This window comes from Streptomyces sp. NPDC058246 (assembly GCF_042881985.1).
Lineage (GTDB): Bacteria > Actinomycetota > Actinomycetes > Streptomycetales > Streptomycetaceae > Streptomyces.
Genome location: NZ_JBHVWZ010000036.1, coordinates 62,244 through 80,164, shown reverse-complemented (window position 1 = coordinate 80,164; position 17,921 = coordinate 62,244). Strand labels below are relative to the sequence as shown.

At 71.8% G+C, this 17,921-nt stretch carries 15 protein-coding genes; 8 read left to right on the top strand and 7 right to left on the bottom strand.

The window, feature by feature from the left end; genetic code table 11:
- Nucleotides 1–226 precede the first annotated feature (226 nt).
- The 4 genes from ACFVXA_RS34965 to ACFVXA_RS34950 all read left to right on the top strand — a co-directional run bounded on the left by ACFVXA_RS34965 (nucleotide 227) and on the right by ACFVXA_RS34950 (nucleotide 5,837).
- A complete protein-coding gene (locus tag ACFVXA_RS34965) occupies nucleotides 227–2,278 on the top strand; it encodes an MMPL family transporter (RefSeq protein WP_390028236.1) in 2,052 nt (683 codons plus the stop codon).
- 117 nt (nucleotides 2,279–2,395) lie between these two features.
- The gene (locus tag ACFVXA_RS34960) at nucleotides 2,396–3,805 is read left to right on the top strand and encodes a histidine kinase (RefSeq protein ID WP_362018436.1); all 1,410 of its coding nucleotides are present in this window, start codon (nucleotides 2,396–2,398) and stop codon (nucleotides 3,803–3,805) included.
- Complete coding sequence (locus ACFVXA_RS34955) at nucleotides 3,802–4,473, top strand: response regulator transcription factor (RefSeq protein ID WP_362018338.1); 672 nt, start codon at nucleotides 3,802–3,804, stop codon at nucleotides 4,471–4,473. The genes ACFVXA_RS34960 and ACFVXA_RS34955 overlap by 4 nt, the downstream gene beginning before the upstream one ends.
- A gap of 146 nt (nucleotides 4,474–4,619) precedes the next feature.
- Nucleotides 4,620–5,837 carry an exo-alpha-sialidase gene (locus tag ACFVXA_RS34950; RefSeq protein ID WP_390028235.1) on the top strand — a complete coding sequence of 406 codons (1,218 nt, stop codon included), beginning with the start codon at nucleotides 4,620–4,622 and terminating at the stop codon, nucleotides 5,835–5,837.
- A gap of 115 nt (nucleotides 5,838–5,952) precedes the next feature.
- Here ACFVXA_RS34950 and ACFVXA_RS34945 read toward each other — a convergent pair whose 3' ends face one another.
- From ACFVXA_RS34945 to ACFVXA_RS34925, 5 genes are read right to left on the bottom strand one after another with little or no spacing between them, the layout of a single operon-like run.
- Nucleotides 5,953–6,888, bottom strand: a complete 936-nt coding sequence (locus tag ACFVXA_RS34945) for a dihydrodipicolinate synthase family protein (protein ID WP_362018341.1) — start codon at nucleotides 6,886–6,888, stop codon at nucleotides 5,953–5,955.
- The gene (locus tag ACFVXA_RS34940; RefSeq protein ID WP_390028234.1) at nucleotides 6,885–7,961 is read right to left on the bottom strand and encodes an oligopeptide/dipeptide ABC transporter ATP-binding protein; all 1,077 of its coding nucleotides are present in this window, start codon (nucleotides 7,959–7,961) and stop codon (nucleotides 6,885–6,887) included. Before ACFVXA_RS34940 ends, ACFVXA_RS34945 begins: the two co-directional genes overlap by 4 nt.
- On the bottom strand, nucleotides 7,958–9,970 hold the full coding sequence (locus ACFVXA_RS34935; RefSeq protein WP_390028232.1) for a dipeptide/oligopeptide/nickel ABC transporter permease/ATP-binding protein: 2,013 nt from the start codon (nucleotides 9,968–9,970) through the stop codon (nucleotides 7,958–7,960). The genes ACFVXA_RS34940 and ACFVXA_RS34935 overlap by 4 nt, the downstream gene beginning before the upstream one ends.
- 51 nt (nucleotides 9,971–10,021) lie before the next feature.
- Nucleotides 10,022–10,981: an ABC transporter permease gene (locus tag ACFVXA_RS34930; protein ID WP_390028231.1), complete on the bottom strand. Its 960-nt coding sequence runs from the start codon at nucleotides 10,979–10,981 to the stop codon at nucleotides 10,022–10,024.
- 19 nt (nucleotides 10,982–11,000) lie between these two features.
- Nucleotides 11,001–12,629, bottom strand: a complete 1,629-nt coding sequence (locus tag ACFVXA_RS34925) for an ABC transporter substrate-binding protein (protein WP_383744133.1) — start codon at nucleotides 12,627–12,629, stop codon at nucleotides 11,001–11,003.
- A gap of 216 nt (nucleotides 12,630–12,845) precedes the next feature.
- Here ACFVXA_RS34925 and ACFVXA_RS34920 point away from each other — a divergent pair, with 216 nt between their 5' ends.
- The gene (locus ACFVXA_RS34920; RefSeq protein WP_362018438.1) at nucleotides 12,846–13,586 is read left to right on the top strand and encodes a FadR/GntR family transcriptional regulator; all 741 of its coding nucleotides are present in this window, start codon (nucleotides 12,846–12,848) and stop codon (nucleotides 13,584–13,586) included.
- Nucleotides 13,587–13,699: 113 nt separating this feature from the next.
- Entirely contained in the window at nucleotides 13,700–14,140 is a 441-nt protein-coding gene (locus ACFVXA_RS34915) for a protein phosphatase (protein ID WP_384025482.1), read from the top strand.
- A gap of 12 nt (nucleotides 14,141–14,152) precedes the next feature.
- On the opposite strand, the gene ACFVXA_RS34910 is transcribed toward ACFVXA_RS34915, so the two are convergent.
- Entirely contained in the window at nucleotides 14,153–14,983 is an 831-nt protein-coding gene (locus ACFVXA_RS34910) for an ABC transporter permease (RefSeq protein WP_362018353.1), read from the bottom strand.
- Entirely contained in the window at nucleotides 14,980–15,894 is a 915-nt protein-coding gene (locus tag ACFVXA_RS34905; RefSeq protein WP_383744127.1) for an ATP-binding cassette domain-containing protein, read from the bottom strand. Before ACFVXA_RS34905 ends, ACFVXA_RS34910 begins: the two co-directional genes overlap by 4 nt.
- 132 nt (nucleotides 15,895–16,026) lie before the next feature.
- Between ACFVXA_RS34905 and ACFVXA_RS34900 the strand changes: the two genes are divergently transcribed.
- Nucleotides 16,027–17,268 (top strand): sensor histidine kinase, encoded by a 1,242-nt coding sequence (locus tag ACFVXA_RS34900; protein ID WP_362018357.1) that lies wholly within the window; start codon nucleotides 16,027–16,029, stop codon nucleotides 17,266–17,268.
- Nucleotides 17,265–17,921, top strand: coding sequence for a response regulator (locus ACFVXA_RS34895; protein WP_390028230.1), 657 nt, complete (start codon nucleotides 17,265–17,267; stop codon nucleotides 17,919–17,921). The genes ACFVXA_RS34900 and ACFVXA_RS34895 overlap by 4 nt, the downstream gene beginning before the upstream one ends.

Here is a 17,921-nt window from a genome sequence, read left to right as displayed (position 1 = left end):
GGACTACTCCCCAGGGAGTAATCCCCCCGACGCGCCACCCCGTGGAGTAGCCCCGAACTCGCCCTCCGGCGCGACGCGTGCCGCCCTCCGCGCCGGAAGTCTGGTACCTGTCCAGACACCCGGCCAGGAGGGGAGGACCCCGTCATGGGGCCCGGAGAGCGCACAGAGCGCGAGAAGGCAACCACCGCGGGCGGCGACCACGCGTACGCGGCGACGGGGGGCCGCCGTGCCCTGGGCGCTGCTCGCGCTCTGGGTGGCCCTGCTGGCCGTCGTCGGACCGTTCGCGGCGAAGCTCGCGGACGTGCAGCACGACCGCGCCGTGGACTATCTGCCGGCGAGCGCGGACTCGACCCAAGTGGCCAGGATCGAGGACCAGTTGCCCGGCGGCGAGACCACCGAGCTGGTGCTCGTCTACCACCGCGACGGCGGGCTGAGCGCCGCCGACCGCGCGACGGCCGCCCGCCAGGTCGCCAAGATCACCAGGGAGAACCCGCTCACCGGCACCCCCAAGGGCGTCCCGTCCCGCGACGGGACCACGCTCATGTACCCGGTCGCCAGCTCCGCGCCCGGGACGGACGAGAAGAAGCGGGACGCGTTCGTGAACGACGTCCGCGACGTCGCCCGCGGCGAGAACGGCCTGAGCGTCGACGTGGGCGGCCAGGGCGCGCTGGCCACCGACGCCGCGGAGGTCTACAACTCGCTCGGCGGCCCGCTGCTCTACACCACCGTCGCCGTGGTCGCCGTCCTGCTGATCCTCATCTACCGCAGCCCGCTGCTGTGGCTCGTACCGCTCGCCGTCGCGGGCGTCGCCGACTATCTCTCCATGGGCGTCGCCTACGGCCTCCACCAGGCCTTCGGGACCACCATCTCCGGCCAGAGCTCGGGCGTGATGACGATCCTCGTCTTCGGCGCCGGAACCGACTACGCGCTGCTCCTCATCTCCCGCTACCGGGAGGAGCTGCGGCGCGTCGAGCGGCCGTACGACGCCATGCGGGAGGCCCTGCGCGGCTGCGGGCCCGCCGTGCTCGCCTCCTCCGGCACCGTCGCCGCCGGACTGCTCTGCCTGCTCGCCGCCGACCTCAACAGCAGCCGGGGCATGGGACCGATGGGCACGGTCGGCGTCCTGTGCGCGCTCGTCGCCATGCTCACCCTGCTGCCCGCCGTCCTCGTCCTGCTCGGGCGCCGGGTGTTCTGGCCGCTCGTGCCCGCCTACGGCAGCGCGCCCAAGCAGCGGCGGAGCCTGTTCGCCGCGATGGGGTCCTCCGCCGGACGCCGGCCGTACGCCGTCCTCGCCGGCGGCGCCGTCCTGCTCGGGGCGCTCGCCCTGGGCGCGCTCAACCTGCCCGGCTCGCTCAAGCAGCAGGACTCCTTCGTCCACACGCCCGACTCGGTCGCCGCGATCGAGACACTCGCCAAGGCCTACCCGGGCCAGGGCACCCAGCCGATCACCGTGATCACCCCCACCGGTCGGGCCGACGCCACCCTGGCCGCGGTGCGCGGACAGCAGGGCGTCGCGAGCGCCGCACGGGGGCGCAGCGGTGACGGCTGGACGGAGATCTCCGTGACGGCGAAGGGCGCGCCGCAGTCGGCGGCCGAGACCGCGACGATCACGTCGCTACGGGACGATCTCAAGGGCTCGGGCTCGTACGTCGGTGGCGCGAGTGCCCAGCAGATCGACCTCCAGGACACCAACGCCCGCGACCGGCTCGTCGTCGTACCGATCGTGCTCGCCTCCGTGCTGCTGATCCTCATCGCGCTCCTGCGCAGCCTGGTCGCCCCGCTGCTGCTGGTCGCCGCCGTGATCGCCGTGTGGGGCGCCGCGCTCGGCATCGGCGGCCTGGTCTTCGGGTCCCTCTTCGGCTTCGGCGGGACCGATCCGGGACTCGGGCTGCTCTCCTTCGTCTTCCTGGTCGCCCTCGGCGTCGACTACGGGATCTTCCTGATGCACCGGATGCGGGAGGAGTCACTGTCCGGTGCCGAACCGGTCGCCGCCGCGCTGACCGCGCTGCGGACCACCGGCGGTGTGATCGCCTCGGCCGGTCTGGTCCTCGCCGCGACCTTCGCGGTCCTGACCAACATGGGCCTGGTGCAGCTCGTCGAGCTCGGTTTCGTGATATCTGTCGGGGTCCTGCTCGACACCTTCCTCGTCCGGACGTACCTGGTGACCAGCGCGAGTGTGGCGCTGCGGCGCAGGATGTGGTGGCCGGGCCGGCTGTCGCGGGAGCCGGCGGGGCAGCCGCCCGAGCCGCGGCAGAAGGAACCCGTCCCGGTCGCCTGAACGGGAACCCGTCCCTGTCGCCCGAACAGCGTCCCTGTCGCCTGAACGGTAGGTGGGCGCCCCTCCCTCCCGGAGGGGCGCCTCGTCACGGAGGATGAACCGGTGGACGTCACACGCATGCTGCTGCTCGCGGGCCTCGCGCACCGGGGGAACGCCGGCCCCGCGCGGGTCCTGCGCCAGGACGCGCTGCTCGCCGCCGTGCTGCTGGCCGTCGACGTGAGCGTCGCGCTCACGGTCGGCACCGACGGCCGTCGGCCGGACGCGCTCGGTTGGACCCTCCTGATCGCCGCGCACGTCCCGGGTGTGTGGCGGCGCCGCGCCCCGCTCACCTCGTTCCTCGCCCTCGTCGCCTGCGTCGGCCCGTACCACGCGCTCGACTACGACCACACCGCGCCGCTGCCCGTCTCGATGGTCGCGCTGTTCACCGTCGCCGTGACGGGTCGCCCGCTGCGCTCGCTCGTGGTCGGCGTCGGCGTCGTCGGCATCATGCTCGCCGTCAAGTTCGGACAGGGCACCTCCGAGGGCACCCAGGCGGTGCGCGTCACCGGCTGGATCGTGGCGTTCATCGTCCTCGGCGTGTACGTGCGGGTGCACGGGCAGTACATCGCCTCGGTCGTCGAACGCGCCGAACGCGCGGAGCGCACCCGCGAGGAGGAGGCGCGCCGCCGGGTCGCCGAAGAACGCCTGCGCATCGCCCGCGACCTGCACGATCTGCTCGCCCACAGCATCACCCTCATCGGCGTCCAGACCTCCGTCGCCGCGCACGTCCTGACCGCCGACCCCGACCGCCTCGACCGCGAGGCGGTCGCCCAGGCCCTCGACGACATCTCCGAGACCTGCCGCTCCGCGCGCGGTGAACTGCGCACCACGCTGGAGGTGCTGCGCGCCTCCGAGTACGGGAGCGCGGGGGGCGACGGGCGCGGGCCGCTGCCCGGCCTCGACGGCGTACCGGACCTGGTGGCGGCGGCACGCACCGCGGGTGCCGAGGTGGAGACGGACCTCGCGGTGGCCACGGCCGACGTCCCCTCCGCCGTGGGCGCCGCCGCCTACCGGATCGTCCAGGAGGCGCTCACCAACGCGGTACGGCACGCGGGCCCCGACGTGACCGTCCGCGTGGCCCTGCGGGCGGAGGGCTGGGCCCTGCGGGTGACGGTCACGGACGACGGCGTCGGCGACGCGGGCGGCACCCCCGGCTTCGGGCTCGTGGGGATGCGGGAGCGGGCTCGTAGTGTGGGCGGGACGCTGGAGTCCGGGGTGCGGGAGAGCGGGGGGTTCGGGGTGTGGGCGGTGCTGCCGTTGAGGGCAGGGGTCCCTGGGCAGGGGGCGGGGCGGGAAGTCGTGCCGGAGGGCTTGGGGGAAGTCGTGCAGGATGGCGTGGGGGAAGTCGTACGGGACGGCGTCCGGGAATCCGGCACCGCACGTCGCTCGGATTCCGCGCCCGAGCTGGCGCCCGCGCCCGCGCCCGTGCGTGAGGTACGGCTTGAGGTCGGGCCTGAGGCCGGGCTCGGAGAAGGTGAGTCCCGATGACCATCCGTGTACTCCTCGCCGACGACCAGACCCTGGTGCGGGCCGCCTTCGCCATGCTCGTCGAGTCCGCGCGGGACATGGAGGTCGTCGGGCAGGCGGCCACCGGGCGGGAGGCCGTGGAGCTGGCGCGCAGCGTGCGGGCCGATCTGGTCGTCATGGACATCCGCATGCCCGACCTGGACGGTATCGAGGCGACCCGGCTGATCGCGGCCGACGAGGAGCTGGCCGGGGTCAGGGTCCTGGTCCTCACCACCTACGACACCGACGAGTACATCGCGGAGGCGCTGCGCGCGGGCGCCTCCGGCTTCCTGGTGAAGGACACCAGGCCCGCGGAGCTCCTCGACGCCATTCGTACGGTGGCCGCCGGGGACGCGCTGCTGTCACCGGGGCCGACGGCCCGCCTGATCGCCCGTTTCCTGCGCAGCCCGTCGGTTCCCGCACTCGCCGCGGGCGGCCCCGAGGGGCTCTCCGAACGGGAGCGCGAGGTGCTCACGCTGGTCGCGCGCGGCCTCAACAACACGGAGATCGCCGGGGAGTTGGGCCTGAGCCCGCTCACCGCGAAGACCCACGTCAGCCGCATCATGGGCAAGCTGGGTGCCCGCGACCGGGCCCAGCTGGTGATCGTGGCCTACGAGTCGGGGCTCGTCACTCCCGGCGCATTCGGCTGAACGGCCGAACAACTGACGCACCATCAACACGCCGCGCACGCACGGATATTGTGGCGTCATCGCGGGCACACTAGCTTCTCCTGGACATCCCATGTCACACGTCCCATGTCCACCTCTGTCCCGGTCCAGGGGAGTTAGGGAGTGCCATGACTGTCACGAGTCGCAGGGTCGCGTGGGCGGCGGCCGCAGGACTTCTCACCGCCCTCACGGCGTTCACCGCCACGGGCACCGCGTCGGGCGCGCCGCTCGCCACCCGGGGCTGCACGTCCTCCGTGCCGTACACGGCGGGCGAGTCCGGCTACGACACGTACCGCATCCCGGCGACGGTCACGACCCGCGCCGGCACGGTGCTCGCCTTCGCCGAGGGGAGACACAGCGGCGCGGGCGACACCGGCAACATCGACGTCGTCCTCCGACGCTCCTCCGACGGCGGCTGTACATGGGGGCCGATGCGGGTCGTCGCGTCCGGCAAGGGCGACACCCGGGGCAACCCGGCGCCGGTGGTGGACCCGAAGACCGGACGGATCGTCCTGCTCACGTCCTACAACAGCGGTGCGGTCACCGAGGCGCAGATCATGCGGGGCGAGGTCACGCCCGAGCAGAGCCGTCGCGTCTTCGTCCAGACCAGCCGCGACGACGGCCGGCACTTCTCCGCTCCGCGCGACATCACGGCGGAGGTGAAGCCGCCCGGCTGGCGGTGGTACGCCACGGGCCCCGGCCATGCGATCGCGCTCCGCCGCGGACCGCACGCCGGCCGCCTGGTCGTTCCCGCCAACCATTCCGCCGCTCCGCCCCTCGGCTCCGCCGACACCGGGCAGGAGCCCAAGTACTACGGCGCGCACGATCTCTACAGCGACGACGGTGGGCTCAGCTGGCGGCTGGGCTTCGTGGACCGCTCGTACGACGGGGTCGACAACGCGAACGAGAGCGGTGCGGCCGAACTCCCCTCCGGGCGGGTGTACTTCACCTCTCGTGATCAGAACGGTACGAGCCGGGGGAATCGCCTCGACTCCTACTCCAGTGACGGAGGCGTGACCCTGGACCGGCCCTACGCCGTCCAGTCCACCCTCGACGACGTTCCCGTCGTGCAGGCGAGCGTCCTCCAGCTGTCGGGGCCTTCCGCTCCGCTCCTCTTCTCCGGGCCGTCCGTCCCGACCGCGCGCCGGTCGATGGCCATCTGGCGCAGCTCGGACGGGGGTGTGACCTTCACCAAGGCGAAGACGCTGTCCTCGTGGGGGGCCGCGTACTCCGACCTGGTTCAGCTCGGCGCGAGCCGAGTCGGTCTCCTCTACGAGACCGGGGCGACCGGGCCGTACGACACGATCGAGTTCCGGCGTGTGCCGGTGGCCGACCTGCTGGGGTAGTGGGTTCTTTCGCCCCCTCCGCCCCTGCCCGTCCCGTACCTGGGGGCTGCGCCCCCAGACCCCGTTCGCGCAGTTCCCCGCGCCCCTATCCAGGGGCGCGGGGGCGAAGAAGGCCTTACGACAATCCGGCCGCCGCCAGGTACTTCCCCACCCGCTCGATCTCCCCCTCCGACAGGGGCACCTGGGGCTCGGCGGTCGCCGGGCAGTCGATGACACCCCGTAGATACAGCGCCGCCTTGAAGGCCCCGAGGGCGGAAGAGCTGCCGCCCATCCGGGCGGGGTCCCCGACCCCCACCATGTCGAACAGCGCGCACAGTCGTTCCTGCTCGGCCCGCGCCCGCTCCCAGTCCCCCTCCCGGCACAGCCGGAACAACCGCACGTACCCCACCGGATCCACGTTCCCGAGCCCGGGCACCGCCCCGTCCGCCCCGAGGGCGAGCGCCGAGTCGACCACGACCTCGGAGCCGGTGAGAAGGGTGAAACCGGTGATGTCGGGGTGGGCGCGCGCGCCGGTGACGACGGCGCGGAAGCCGCCGAGGTCGCCGCTGGAGTCCTTGAGCCCGGCGAGGGCGCCGTCCGCGGCCAGCTCCAGGACCAGTTCGGCGCTCAGCTTGGTGTGGACGGAGGCGGGAAGGTCGTACGCGAGGACAGGCACGGACGAGTGCGCGGCGATCAGGCGGAAGTGCCGGGCGATCTCGGCCGGGTGGGTCCGGGTGTAGAAGGGGGCCGTGACGACGACCGCGTCCGCGCCCGCCGCCGTGACGGCCGAGACGTGGGCGAGTACCCGTGGCGTCGTCATGTCGATCGCGCCCGCGAGGACGGGGAGCTGTCCGGCGACGTGGCCGGCGACCGTCTCCACCACCAGCCTGCGCTGCGGGTCCGTCAGATACGCCACCTCGGAGGTCGAGCCGAGGACGAACAGGGCGTGCACCCCGCCGTCCACCAGATGGTCCACGAGCCTGATGAGTGAGGGGACGTCCACCTCGCGTTCCGGTGTCAGGGGGGTGCAGACGGGCGGTACGACACCGGTCAGCGGGGTGGGGATCGTCATGAAGGCTCCCGGATGTGCTGCTGGGACGGTACGTCGGCCATGGCGGTGGCCGGGGCGGACAGCGCGGCGGACTCGGCCTGCGCGACCAGGGCGCGCGTCGACTGGCCCTCCTCCACAGGATGGTGACACCGGAAGCGGTGATCCGGGGCCGACGCGGCCGTGAAGCCGGGCATCGAGGACGCGCACACCTCGTCCGCCTTCCAGCAGCGGGTGCGGAACGGGCAGCCGCTCGGCGGCCGGGTCGCCGAGGGGACCGGGCCCACGAGGGGAATCGGGTCGATGGGGTCGAGGAGGCCGGGGGTCGCCGAGAAGAGCGCCCTGGTGTACGGGTGCCGGGAGCGGTCGGTGACCTCGTCGGCCGGTGCCTCCTCCACGATCCGGCCGAGGTACATCGTGATCACCCGGTCGCTCATCCGCCGTACCGTCTGGATGTCGTGCGACACGAACACCAGGGCCAGGCCGAGGCGTTCCTTGAGGTCCAGGAGGAGATTGAGGATCTGGGCGCGGACCGACACGTCCAGCGCGCTCGTCGGCTCGTCGGCCACCACCAGGTCCGGGTCCAGCGCGAGGGCCCGGGCGATGGCGACGCGCTGTCGCTGGCCGCCGGAGAGCTGGCCGGGCAGGGCTTCCGCGAGGGCGCGGGGCAGGCCGACGAGTGACATCAACTCCCTGACCCGCTCCGCTCGTTCGGGAGGTGTGCCGCGCCGGTGCACGTCCAGCGGGTCGCGCAGGATCTGGCGCACGGACAGCCGGCGGTTCAGGGCCGTCGACGGGTCCTGGAAGATCATGCCCGTGCTGCTGCCGACGGCCCTGCGCCGTTCGTCCGGCTTCAGGGACCACAGGTCGCGGCCGCCGAAGGTCACCGTGCCGGACGTCGGCCGCTGCACACCCACCAGCACCTTCGCGAGCGTCGACTTGCCGCAGCCGGACTCGCCGACGACGCCGACCGTCTCGCCGGGCGCGACGGCGAGGTCGGCGCCGGTGAGGGCGTACACCTTGTCCCGGGTGAACAGGCCGCCGCTGCGCGCCTTGTGGACGACGTGGGCGTCGGACAGCTGCACCAGCGCGTTCACGTGACGGCCCCTTCGCTTCCGTTGGGATCGGCCAGCGCGACCGCGCCCCCGCCGTCCGTGATTCCCAGGTCCACCGCCGGGTGGTGGCAGGCCGCCGTGTGCGCGGAGGTGCCGACCAGGTCCGGCGCCGTCGTACGGCACAGCACGCTCGCCATCGGGCAGCGGTCGGCGAAGCGGCAGCCCGCCGGGAAGTCGGCCGGGGAGGGCACGACTCCCTTGATCTGGGTCATCCGCTCGGCCGCCGACTCCAGCGAGAGCACGCTGCCCAGCAGCCCGCGCGTGTAGTGGTGGGCCGGTGCCTCCACCAGGTCGGCGGTCACGCCCGTCTCCACGATCTGGCCGCCGTACATCACGACCACCCGGTCGGTGACCGCCGAGACCAGCGCCAGGTCGTGCGAGACGAGGATCAGCGCGAAGTCCAGCTCCGCTCGCAGTCGCAGCAGCAGCTCCATGACCTGCGCCTGGACCGTCACGTCCAGGGCCGTCGTCGGTTCGTCGGCGACGATCAGCCTGGGGCTGCGGGACAGGGCCATGGCGATCAGGACGCGCTGTCGCTGGCCGCCGGACAGCTCGTGCGGGTAGCTGCGCAGGGTGCGCTCGGGGTCCAGGCCGACCAGCTCGAGCAGTTCGGCCGGGGAGCGCTTCCCGCCCCGTCGTACGACCTGTTTCAGCTGGGCCCGGATGGTCATCGCCGGGTTCAGGGACGACAGCGCGTCCTGGTAGATCATCGCCATCTCGTGGCCCAGCAGCCGGCGCCGTACGCGCATCGGCTCGCCGATCAACTGCCGCGGGCCGAACCGGACATGGCCGCGCACCCGGGCCCCCTTCGGCTCCAGGCCCATCACTGTCAGCGCCGTCAGCGACTTGCCGCAGCCGGACTCGCCGACCAGGCCCAGCACCTCACCCGGCTGCACCTCGAAGCTGATGCCGTCGACGATGTCCACCCCCGCGTGCCGGGCGTCGAAGCCGATGGCCAGGTTCTCGACGGCGAGGACGGGCTGACCGCTGGGAAGCGGGCGGGCCCGGGCACGCAGGCGCGCGGCGGCCTCGGTCAGGCCCGGCAGTTCCAGGACCTTCCCGCTGCCCGGCTCCGGTGCTTCGAGGCGGTCCTCCTTCGCGGGTACGGCCACGTCCCTGGCCGCCGGTGCCGCCCACGCGTCCGAGACGCCCTCCGAGAGGATGTTCAGCGACAGGACGGTGATCAGCATCAGCAGGCCCGGGAAGACCGTCGCCCACCAGCCGCCCGTCAGCACCATGTTCTTGCCGTCCGCGATGACACTGCCCCAGGACGGGTCCGGGGGTCGTACGCCCGCGCCGATGAAGGACAGCGACGCCTCGAAGACGATGGCCTCCGCGACCTGCACGGTGCAGAACACCAGCACGGGGGCGGCGCAGTTGATGGCCACGTGCTTGAGGACGATGTGCGGGGTGCGGGCGCCGATCACATGCTCGGCGGTGACATAGTCCTCGCCGTACTGGTCGAGGACGTTCGCCCGGACGACCCTGGCGACCGGCGGCGTGAACAGGAACGCGATCGCGCAGATCAGCACGGTGATGCCGCCGCCGAACACGGCCACCAGGACGGCGGCCAGCGCAATGCCGGGGAACGCCATCACCACGTCCAGGCAGCGCATCAGCGTCTCGTCGACCGCCTTGCGGGAGGTCGCCGCGACCGCGCCGAGAAGCGCTCCCACGACGAGGGCGAGCGCGGTGGCGCCCAGACCGATCGCCAGCGACCAGCGGGCGCCGTACATCAGCCGGCTGAGGATGTCCCGGCCGAGGCTGTCCTGCCCCATCCAGTGACCGGCGGACGGGTGTCCGGTGCCGTCCACCGGCGCCTGCTGGTCGAGCGGGTCGTGCGGGGCGAGCACCGGCGCGAGCAGGGCCACCAGCCCGACCACGGCCAGGAAGCAGACGGCGGCCTTCGACAGCAGCGGCAGCCGACGCCAGGCGCGCAGCCGGACACCGGGCCGGGAGAGAGCCTCGGTCAGGCTCTGGCGCGTGAACATCAGGTCGCTTCCCTCGGTAGTGACATCAGCTCGCTTTCCTCGGTAGGGACATCAGGTCACCTCCCGCAGGCGCGGGTTGACGAGCAGATAGAGGATGTCGATGACGAGGTTCACGACGACGAAGCCGGTGGCCGTGGTCAGGACGACACCCTGGACGACGGCCGGGTCGCCGTTCTTCACCGCGTCGATCATCAACTTGCCCATCCCGGGGAGGGAGAAGATCGTCTCGATGACGACCGCGCCGCCGAGGAGATACCCGACGCGCAGTCCCAGCACGGTCAGCGGGTTCATCAGGGCGTTCCTGAGGACGTTCCGCCCGACCACCACCCGTGGCGGCAATCCGCTGCCGATCGCCGTCCGCACGTAGTCCTTGTCCAGCTCCTCCACCACGGAGGTCCGCACGATCCGGGTGAGCTGGGCGGCGACCGGGAGGGAGAGCGCGAGCGCGGGCAGGGCCATGGTCTTCAGCCAGCCGGTCAGCGAGTCGGCCGGGTTGATGTAGCCGCCGGTCGGGAACCAGCCCTGGTCGACGGCCAGATACTGGATCATCAGCAGCGCCAGCCAGAATCCCGGCGCCGCGACCCCCGTGAGCGAGACGACACGGATGATCTGGTCGGGCAGCCGGTCGCGGTAGATCGCGGCGGTGACCCCGCCGAGCAGCGAGAGCACCACCGCGACGCCGAGCCCCAGGAAGGTGAGCTGGAGGGTGAGCGGCAGCGCGGTGGTGACCTGGTCGAGCACCGACCCCCTGGTCAGCGCGCTGGTGCCCAGGTCGCCGTGGAGCAGGTCGCCCACGAACTGGACGTAGCGCACCGGCAGCGGGTCCAGGAGCCCGTTCTGCTCCCGGAAGTCGTGCAGCTGCTGCGGGGTCGGATTGGCGCCCTGGAAGAACGCCGACGCCGGATCGACGTCCGAGAACCGCATCACGAGGAAGACGAACAGCACGATCCCGAGCATCAGCGGCACGAGCAGCGCGACGCGACGCAGCAGGATCCTGGCGATGGCGACCACGTACGGACTCCTTCGTCGCCTAGACCCACTTGGCTTGCAGCAGGTTGATGCCCGGGTAGGGCTGTGCCCTTATCCCCGTGAGCCTCTTCGGGTTCCACGCCGTCATCAGCTCGTTGTGCACGACCGGGTAGAGCACGGCCTGCTCGGCGACGATGTCGATGTAGTCCTGGATCATCGTCTTCTTCCTGTCGGCGTCCGGCTCCCGCGTCGCCTGGTCCATGTCCTTGAAGAGCTTCTTCGCCACGGGGTCGCCGGCCCAGCGGGCGTAGCCCATCCAGAGGTTCTGCGGCCCGTAGTTGTAGTGCATGATCAGGTCGGCATCCAGCCCGAACTGGTTCGGGTTCGAGGCGGCCGCGACGACCTGGTAGTCCTGCTTCTGGTCCATCTTGGTGAACACGGCCGTCGTCTCCTGCGGCGAGAGCGTGGTCTGCACACCGATCGCGTCCCAGGACGCCTTGATGGTCGGCAGGCAGTCGACGATCCAGCTGACGTTCACCGACAGGATCTCGATCTTCAGCCCCTTGACCCCGGCCTCCTTGAGGAGCTTCTTCGCCTTCTCCGGGTCGTAGGAGTAGACGGTCTTCGCGGGCCGGTAGGAGGGGTTGCCCTCGTTGAGGAAGGAGGACGACGGCTTTCCGTGTCCCTTCAGGGCGACCTCGACCATCTTGCCGGTGTCGATGGCGTAGTGCAGCGCCTGCCGGACCCGCACGTCGTCGAAGGGTTTGTGCTGGGTGTTGAACATGAGGAAGAGGTTGTTCATGCCCGCGCCGCCCTGGACGGTCATGCCGCCGCTCTTGAGCTGACCGATATTGGCGTACGGGATGTTGTCGGCGATCTGCGCGCCCGCGCCGGCCCCCGAGATCTTCGCGACGCGGGGTGCGGCATCCACTATGGTCAGCCAGTTCATCTTCTTGAAGGCCGCCTTGCGCGGGCCGTTGTAGTCGGCGAACGCCTCGAAGGTGGTGTTCGACTTCGGGTGATGCGCGGTCTGCCGGTACGGCCCCGAGCCGACCGCCTTGCCCTTGATCGCGTCGTCCCAGGCACCGGGCCGGGAGAAGACGTGCTTCGGCATGACCTTCGCGAGGGTGAGCCGCGAAACCCCTTCGGGGAAGGGGAATTTCAGCACCAGCTCGACGTTCTGGGCGTCGATCTTCCTGACCTCCTTCAGCCAGCCGGCGAAGAAGCCCTTGGCGAGGGTCTGCGTGTTCGGGTCGAGAATGCGGTCAAAGACGAAGACCACGTCGTCGGCGGTGACCGGCTTCCCGTCGTGGAACTTCGCGCCCGCGCGCAGCGTGAACTTCCACGACGTGCCGCTGAGATCGGACGGCACCTCGGTGGCCAGGGCCGCGTACGGCTCGCGGGAGATCGGGTCGGTGTCGAGCAGACCCTCGTAGATGTGGTTGTTCGCGGCCATGCAGAAGGCGGACGCGGTCTGTGTCGGATCCCAGCTGCCGTCGTTCCCGTAGCCGATGACGGCCGTCAGGGTGGCGTTCTTGCCGGTGCCACCGCCGCCGGTGTCGTTCGTGGACTCCGGCCCGGACGAGCAGGCGGCCAGCGACGAGGAGAGGGCGGCGGCCGCACCCAGGGCGCCGGTGTACTTCAGGAACGACCGGCGGTGCAGCGCCGGAGTGTCGGTCACGTCGCGCACGGTTCCTCCAGCAGGAGTGATGGGGGGAGATACGACGTCCTACGTCATAGGGGGCAGCGTGACCATAGGAGGGGGCGTGGAGGGGGTCAAGGGATCGCACACGAATGGCGTATCTTCCAGAGGTGCGACCAATGGCGGTGTGAAACAGGGGCAGTTGACGGCAGTTGGCGTTTAATCAGTCCGGAGGTGGGACGTCGGATGTCCAGCGAGCGTACGATGCGGCGCATGTCTGAGGAGACCGGGAACCGGCGTCGGTCCGAGCGCCGGGTGAGCAGCCAGATCCAGGCCGAGGTCATGCAGCTGATCCTCGACCGCAAGCTCCCGGCCGGGGCGCCGCTGCCCACCGAGACCGAGCTGATGACCGACCTCGGTGTGAGCCGCAACTCCGTCCGTGAGGCCCTCAAAGCACTCCAGGCGCTCGACATAGTCGAGATCAGACACGGCTACGGCACGTACGTCGGCCAGGCCTCGCTGACCCCGCTCGTCGACGGCCTCACTTTCCGTACGCTCGCCGGGCCGGACGACGAGACGGGCGCGCTCGCGGAGATACTCCAGGTCCGCGAGGTCTTGGAGGAGGGGCTGATCCGTCGGGTCGCGGCGACGCTCTCCGAGGCGGAGCTGGACCAACTGGAGTCGGTCGTCGCCGAGATGGAAGCGGCGGGCCGCGAGGGCCGCCCCTTCCCCGAACTCGACCGCCGCTTCCACGAGCTGCTGTACGCCTCCCTCGGCAACGCCCTCGTCCCGCAGCTCCTCGGCGCCTTCTGGACCGTCTTCCGCCGCGTCGCCGGCGTCCGCGGCTGGACCGACGACCCCGCCCCCGAGGTGACCGTCCGCCGCCACCGCGACATCGTCACGGCGCTGCGTGCCCGCGACGTCGAGGGCGCGCAGCGCGCGATGGCGGACCATTTCCGCGGAATCGAGGCGAGGGCGGCACAGGAGTCGCGGGGGGTGAGCTGAGGGACGCTTTTCAGCCCGTCCGGCGTTTGAGGACGAGCGCGAAGCGCGATACGGGGGTGCGGGGGCGGAGCCCCCGGGTAGGGGACGGGCAGGGGCGGAGGGGGCGAAAAAACATGACCGAGACCTGGGACCCGAGTGACGCCGGTGTACTGCGCCTGCCCTCCGGCAGGCTGGTGCGGGGCCGGGCCCTACGGCGGCCGCTCCCGGCCGACGCCCCGGAACCCACGTACGCCGTGTACCTGCTCGGCAAGCGGCCCCCCGAAGTCCCCTGGGAAGCCCACTGGCTGCGCTGGCCGGACTTCCGGCTCCCCGCCGACCGGGGTGAGGCCCGGACGGTACTCACCGAGGCCTGGAGGCGGACCCCCGCCGACCGCGTCGAGATCGCCTGCGGCGGCGGCCGGGGCCGCACCGGCACGGCGCTGGCCTGCCTGGCCGTCCTCGACGGGGTACCACCGCAGGAGGCAGTGGCGTACGTACGCCACCACTACGACCGCCACGCCGTGGAGACACCGTGGCAGCGCCGCTACGTACGCCGCTTCGGCGACTTCGGCTGAAGGAAGGGGCCGTCACACGTCCCGCCGGTCCACCGCCACCACCGCGACGACCGCCGACACCGCCGCCCATGCGGCGAAGGTGACCCAGGCGCCCGTGACCGTCGCCGGATGGGGCGGGGTCAGGGTGAAGGGGTCGTGGCCGAAGGCGATGTCGGTCAGGCGGGTCCAGGCGTTGACGGGCTGGGCGTGCTTGACGGCGGCCGTCCACCCGTAGCGGTCGGTGATGAAGGCGGGGATCAGGAGGAGTACGGCGGTGGTGGCGACCATCGCGGTGGCGCTGTGCCGGATCAGCGCGCCCAGGGCCATGCCCGCGAGAGCGCAGACGGGGGCGAGCAGCGCGGAGGCCGCGACGACGCGGAGGGCGCCTGGGTGGGAGAGCGTGACACCGGCGGCACGGGTGTCGAGGATGGCCTGCGTCGCGGCGAAGGAGGCACCGGCGACGAGCGCGCCGTAGACCGTCATGACCGCGGTCACCAGGGTCACCTTCGCCGCCATCAGGGCCCGGCGGTCCGGAACGGCCGCGAACGTCGTACGGACCAGGCCCGTCGAGTACTCGCCCACGATCGTGATGGCCCCGATGCTCGCCACCGCGAGGATCAGGATCATCGCCGATCCGTCGGTGAAGGCGTCGCGCAGCGCCAAGTGGTCCATCTGCAGCCGCATCTGCTCGTTGAACCTGGGATAGTCGGTCGCGTCCACCCGTGCCGCGTTCGCGTTGAAGGCGATGACCGCCAGGGCGCCGGCGCCGAGCGCCCAGTACGTCGAGCGCAGCGAGCGGAACTTGATCCACTCGGCGGCCAGGAGGTCCGTGAACCGGGGGGCGGGAAGAGCGATGGTTGTCATCGGGAGTCTCCGGCCAGGAATTCGGCGCTGTCGGTGGTCAGTTCCATGAAGGCCGTCTCCAGGGAGGCGGCCTGCGGGGTCAGTTCTTCCAGCAGGATCCGGTGGTGGAAGGCGAGTTCACCGATGCGCGCCGCGCTCAGGGCGGTCACCTTGAGGGTCCGCTCGTCGTAGGGCGCCACGGCGGCCCCCTCGGCGGACAGCACGGCTGTGAGCCGGTCGGTGTCCGGCGTACGCACCGTCACCGTGAGCCGGGTGCCGCGCGCCGCGAACTCCGCCACGCTCTCCGCGGCGATCAGCTCACCCCGCCCGATGACGATCAACTGATCCGCGGTGTTCTCCATTTCGGACATCAGGTGGCTGGAGACGAAGACCGTACGGCCCTCGGCGGCCAGTCGCCGAAACAGCCCCCGCACCCACAACACACCTTCCGGATCGAGCCCGTTGAGCGGCTCGTCGAACATCAGCACCGGCGGATCGCCGAGCAACGCCGTCGCGATGCCGAGCCGTTGCCGCATACCGAGCGAGAACCCGTCGACCCGGCGTCGGGCCGCCGCCCCCGACAGCCCCACCTCCGCCAACACCTCGTCCACCCGCCCGTGAGGGATCCGGTTGCCGCGCGCGAGGGCCGACAGATGGGCCCGCGCGCTGCGCCCGCCGTGCACGTCCCCCGCGTCGAGCAGCGCGCCGACGTGCCGCAGTCCGCGCGGCCGTTCCCGGAAGGGGCGTCCGCCGATGGTGGCGGTGCCACCGGTCGGGGCGATGAGGCCGAGCAGCATGCGCAGGGTCGTCGTCTTGCCCGCGCCGTTCGGGCCGAGGAACCCGGTGACGTGCCCTGGGCGCACCTGGAAGGTCAGTCGCCGTACGGCCGTGGTGTCGCCGTAGCGTTTGGTCAGTTCGTTGACTTCGATCACGCGGAACACCGTCTCGCCGGGGGCGGTCCCGGGGCATCGGCCCGGCGCGGACACTCCCGTGGGGCGGTGTCGACCTGGGGTGTACGTCCGCGGGCCGATGCCCTGCCGGTCGCGCGAGCCTACGATCGGCGCATGCATGTCACGCCGCCGCTTCCGCTGCTCAAGCGCGTGCCGCCGGGTGCCTGGGTGGCCCTGGCCTGGTGCGCGAGCGCCGTGTTCACGTTCCTCGCGCGCATCAGGCTCCCCGGCGAGGAGACACCGGACGAGTACGCCGCGGTTCAGTTCTACCGGTGGGACGGACTGGTGATCCTCGCGCTGGCCACGGCGCTGGCGGTGGCGGGCGGCCTGCTGCTGACGCGACGGCCGCTGAAGGCCCTCGCGATGCAGCTCGCGGCCGCGGGCCTGGCGACCATGAACCTGGCCGCGGGGGCGATCCCGCTGGCCCAGTTCGTCGCGGTCGACGTCGCTCTCTACTTCATCGCGGCGGCCCGCCCGCGCCGTACGGGGGTCACCGCGGTCTCCATGGCGCTCGGCATGCTGGTGGCCTGGCTGACCGTACGACTGCTGGCCGGCTGGGGAATCGGTGTGTCGGCCGAGCTCGCCGTCGCGCTGACGGCCGTCGTGGCCTGGCTGCTCGGCGACGCCTCCCACCGCACCCGCGTGTACGCGGAGAAACTGCGCGTCCAGGCCGCCGGTCAGGCCGTCGGCGACGAACGGCTGCGCATCGCCCGCGAGATGCACGACATGGTCGCGCACAGCATCGGCATCATCGCCCTCCAGGCGGGCGCGGCGGCCCGCGTCGTGCACACCCAGCCGGACGCCGCGGGCGAGGCGATGACGGCGGTGGAGACGGCGGGCCGGGAGACTCTCGCCGGGTTGCGACGGATGCTGGTCGCCCTGCGGCAGGCGGATCGGGTGGACCGTGCCGCGGACCAGGAACCCCGGTCCGCTGCCTCGGCGGCGGACCGGCTGCGCCCCGCCGAGGGGCTCGCCGACCTCGACCGGCTGGCGGCCGCGACGACGGCAGCGGGCGTACGGGTGGACGTGTGCCGGCGGGGGGAGCGCCGCGAACTCCCCCCGGACATCGACCTGTCGGCGTTCCGGATCGTCCAGGAGTCGATCACCAACGTCGTACGCCACGCGGGTACGACCGCCTGCCGGGTGAGCGTGGACTACCGCGACGAGGAGATCTCCCTCGAAGTCAGCGACGAGGGGCGGGGCCGGGGCAGCAGCACCGACACCGGCTTCGGCCTGATCGGCATGCGCGAGCGAGTCGCCCTGCTGCACGGCGAGTTCGCGGCCGGACCGCGCCCCGGGGGCGGCTTCCGGGTGACCGCCCGCCTCCCGGTTCCGGTCCAGGTGGGAGCGCGATGACGATCCGCGTGGTGCTGGCCGACGACCAGCAACTCATCCGCACGGCGCTTCGCATGGTGATCGCCGACATCGAGGACCTGGAGGTGGTGGGGGAGGCCGCGAACGGCGACGAAGCGGTGACCCTGGCCGGGCAACTCGCCCCGGACGTCGTCGTGATGGACATCCGTATGCCGGGCACCGACGGGATCGAGGCGACGCGCCGGATCACGGCCGGCCCCGGCGCCTCGAAGATCATCATGCTCACCACCTTCGACGACGACGATTACGTGTACGGGGCGCTCCGTGCGGGTGCGTCCGGCTTCCTGGTCAAGGACATGGCGCTGGACGACATCATCGGGGCGGTACGCGTCGTGGCCGCCGGGGACGCGCTCATCGCCCCCAGCGTCACCCGACGTCTGATCCAGGACATCACCGCCCGCCCCGAACAGGCGCACAAGCGGCGCGAGTTGACGGCGATAACGGGCCGCGAACGCGAGGTCCTGACCCTGGTCGGCACCGGGCTCTCCAACACCGAGATAGCCGAACAGCTCTTCATCAGCGTGGCCACGGCGAAGACGTACCTCACCCGCCTCCTGTCCAAGCTGGACGCCCGGGACCGCGTCCAACTGGTGATCATCGCCTACGAGGCGGGGCTGGTCTCCGTGAACCGGTGA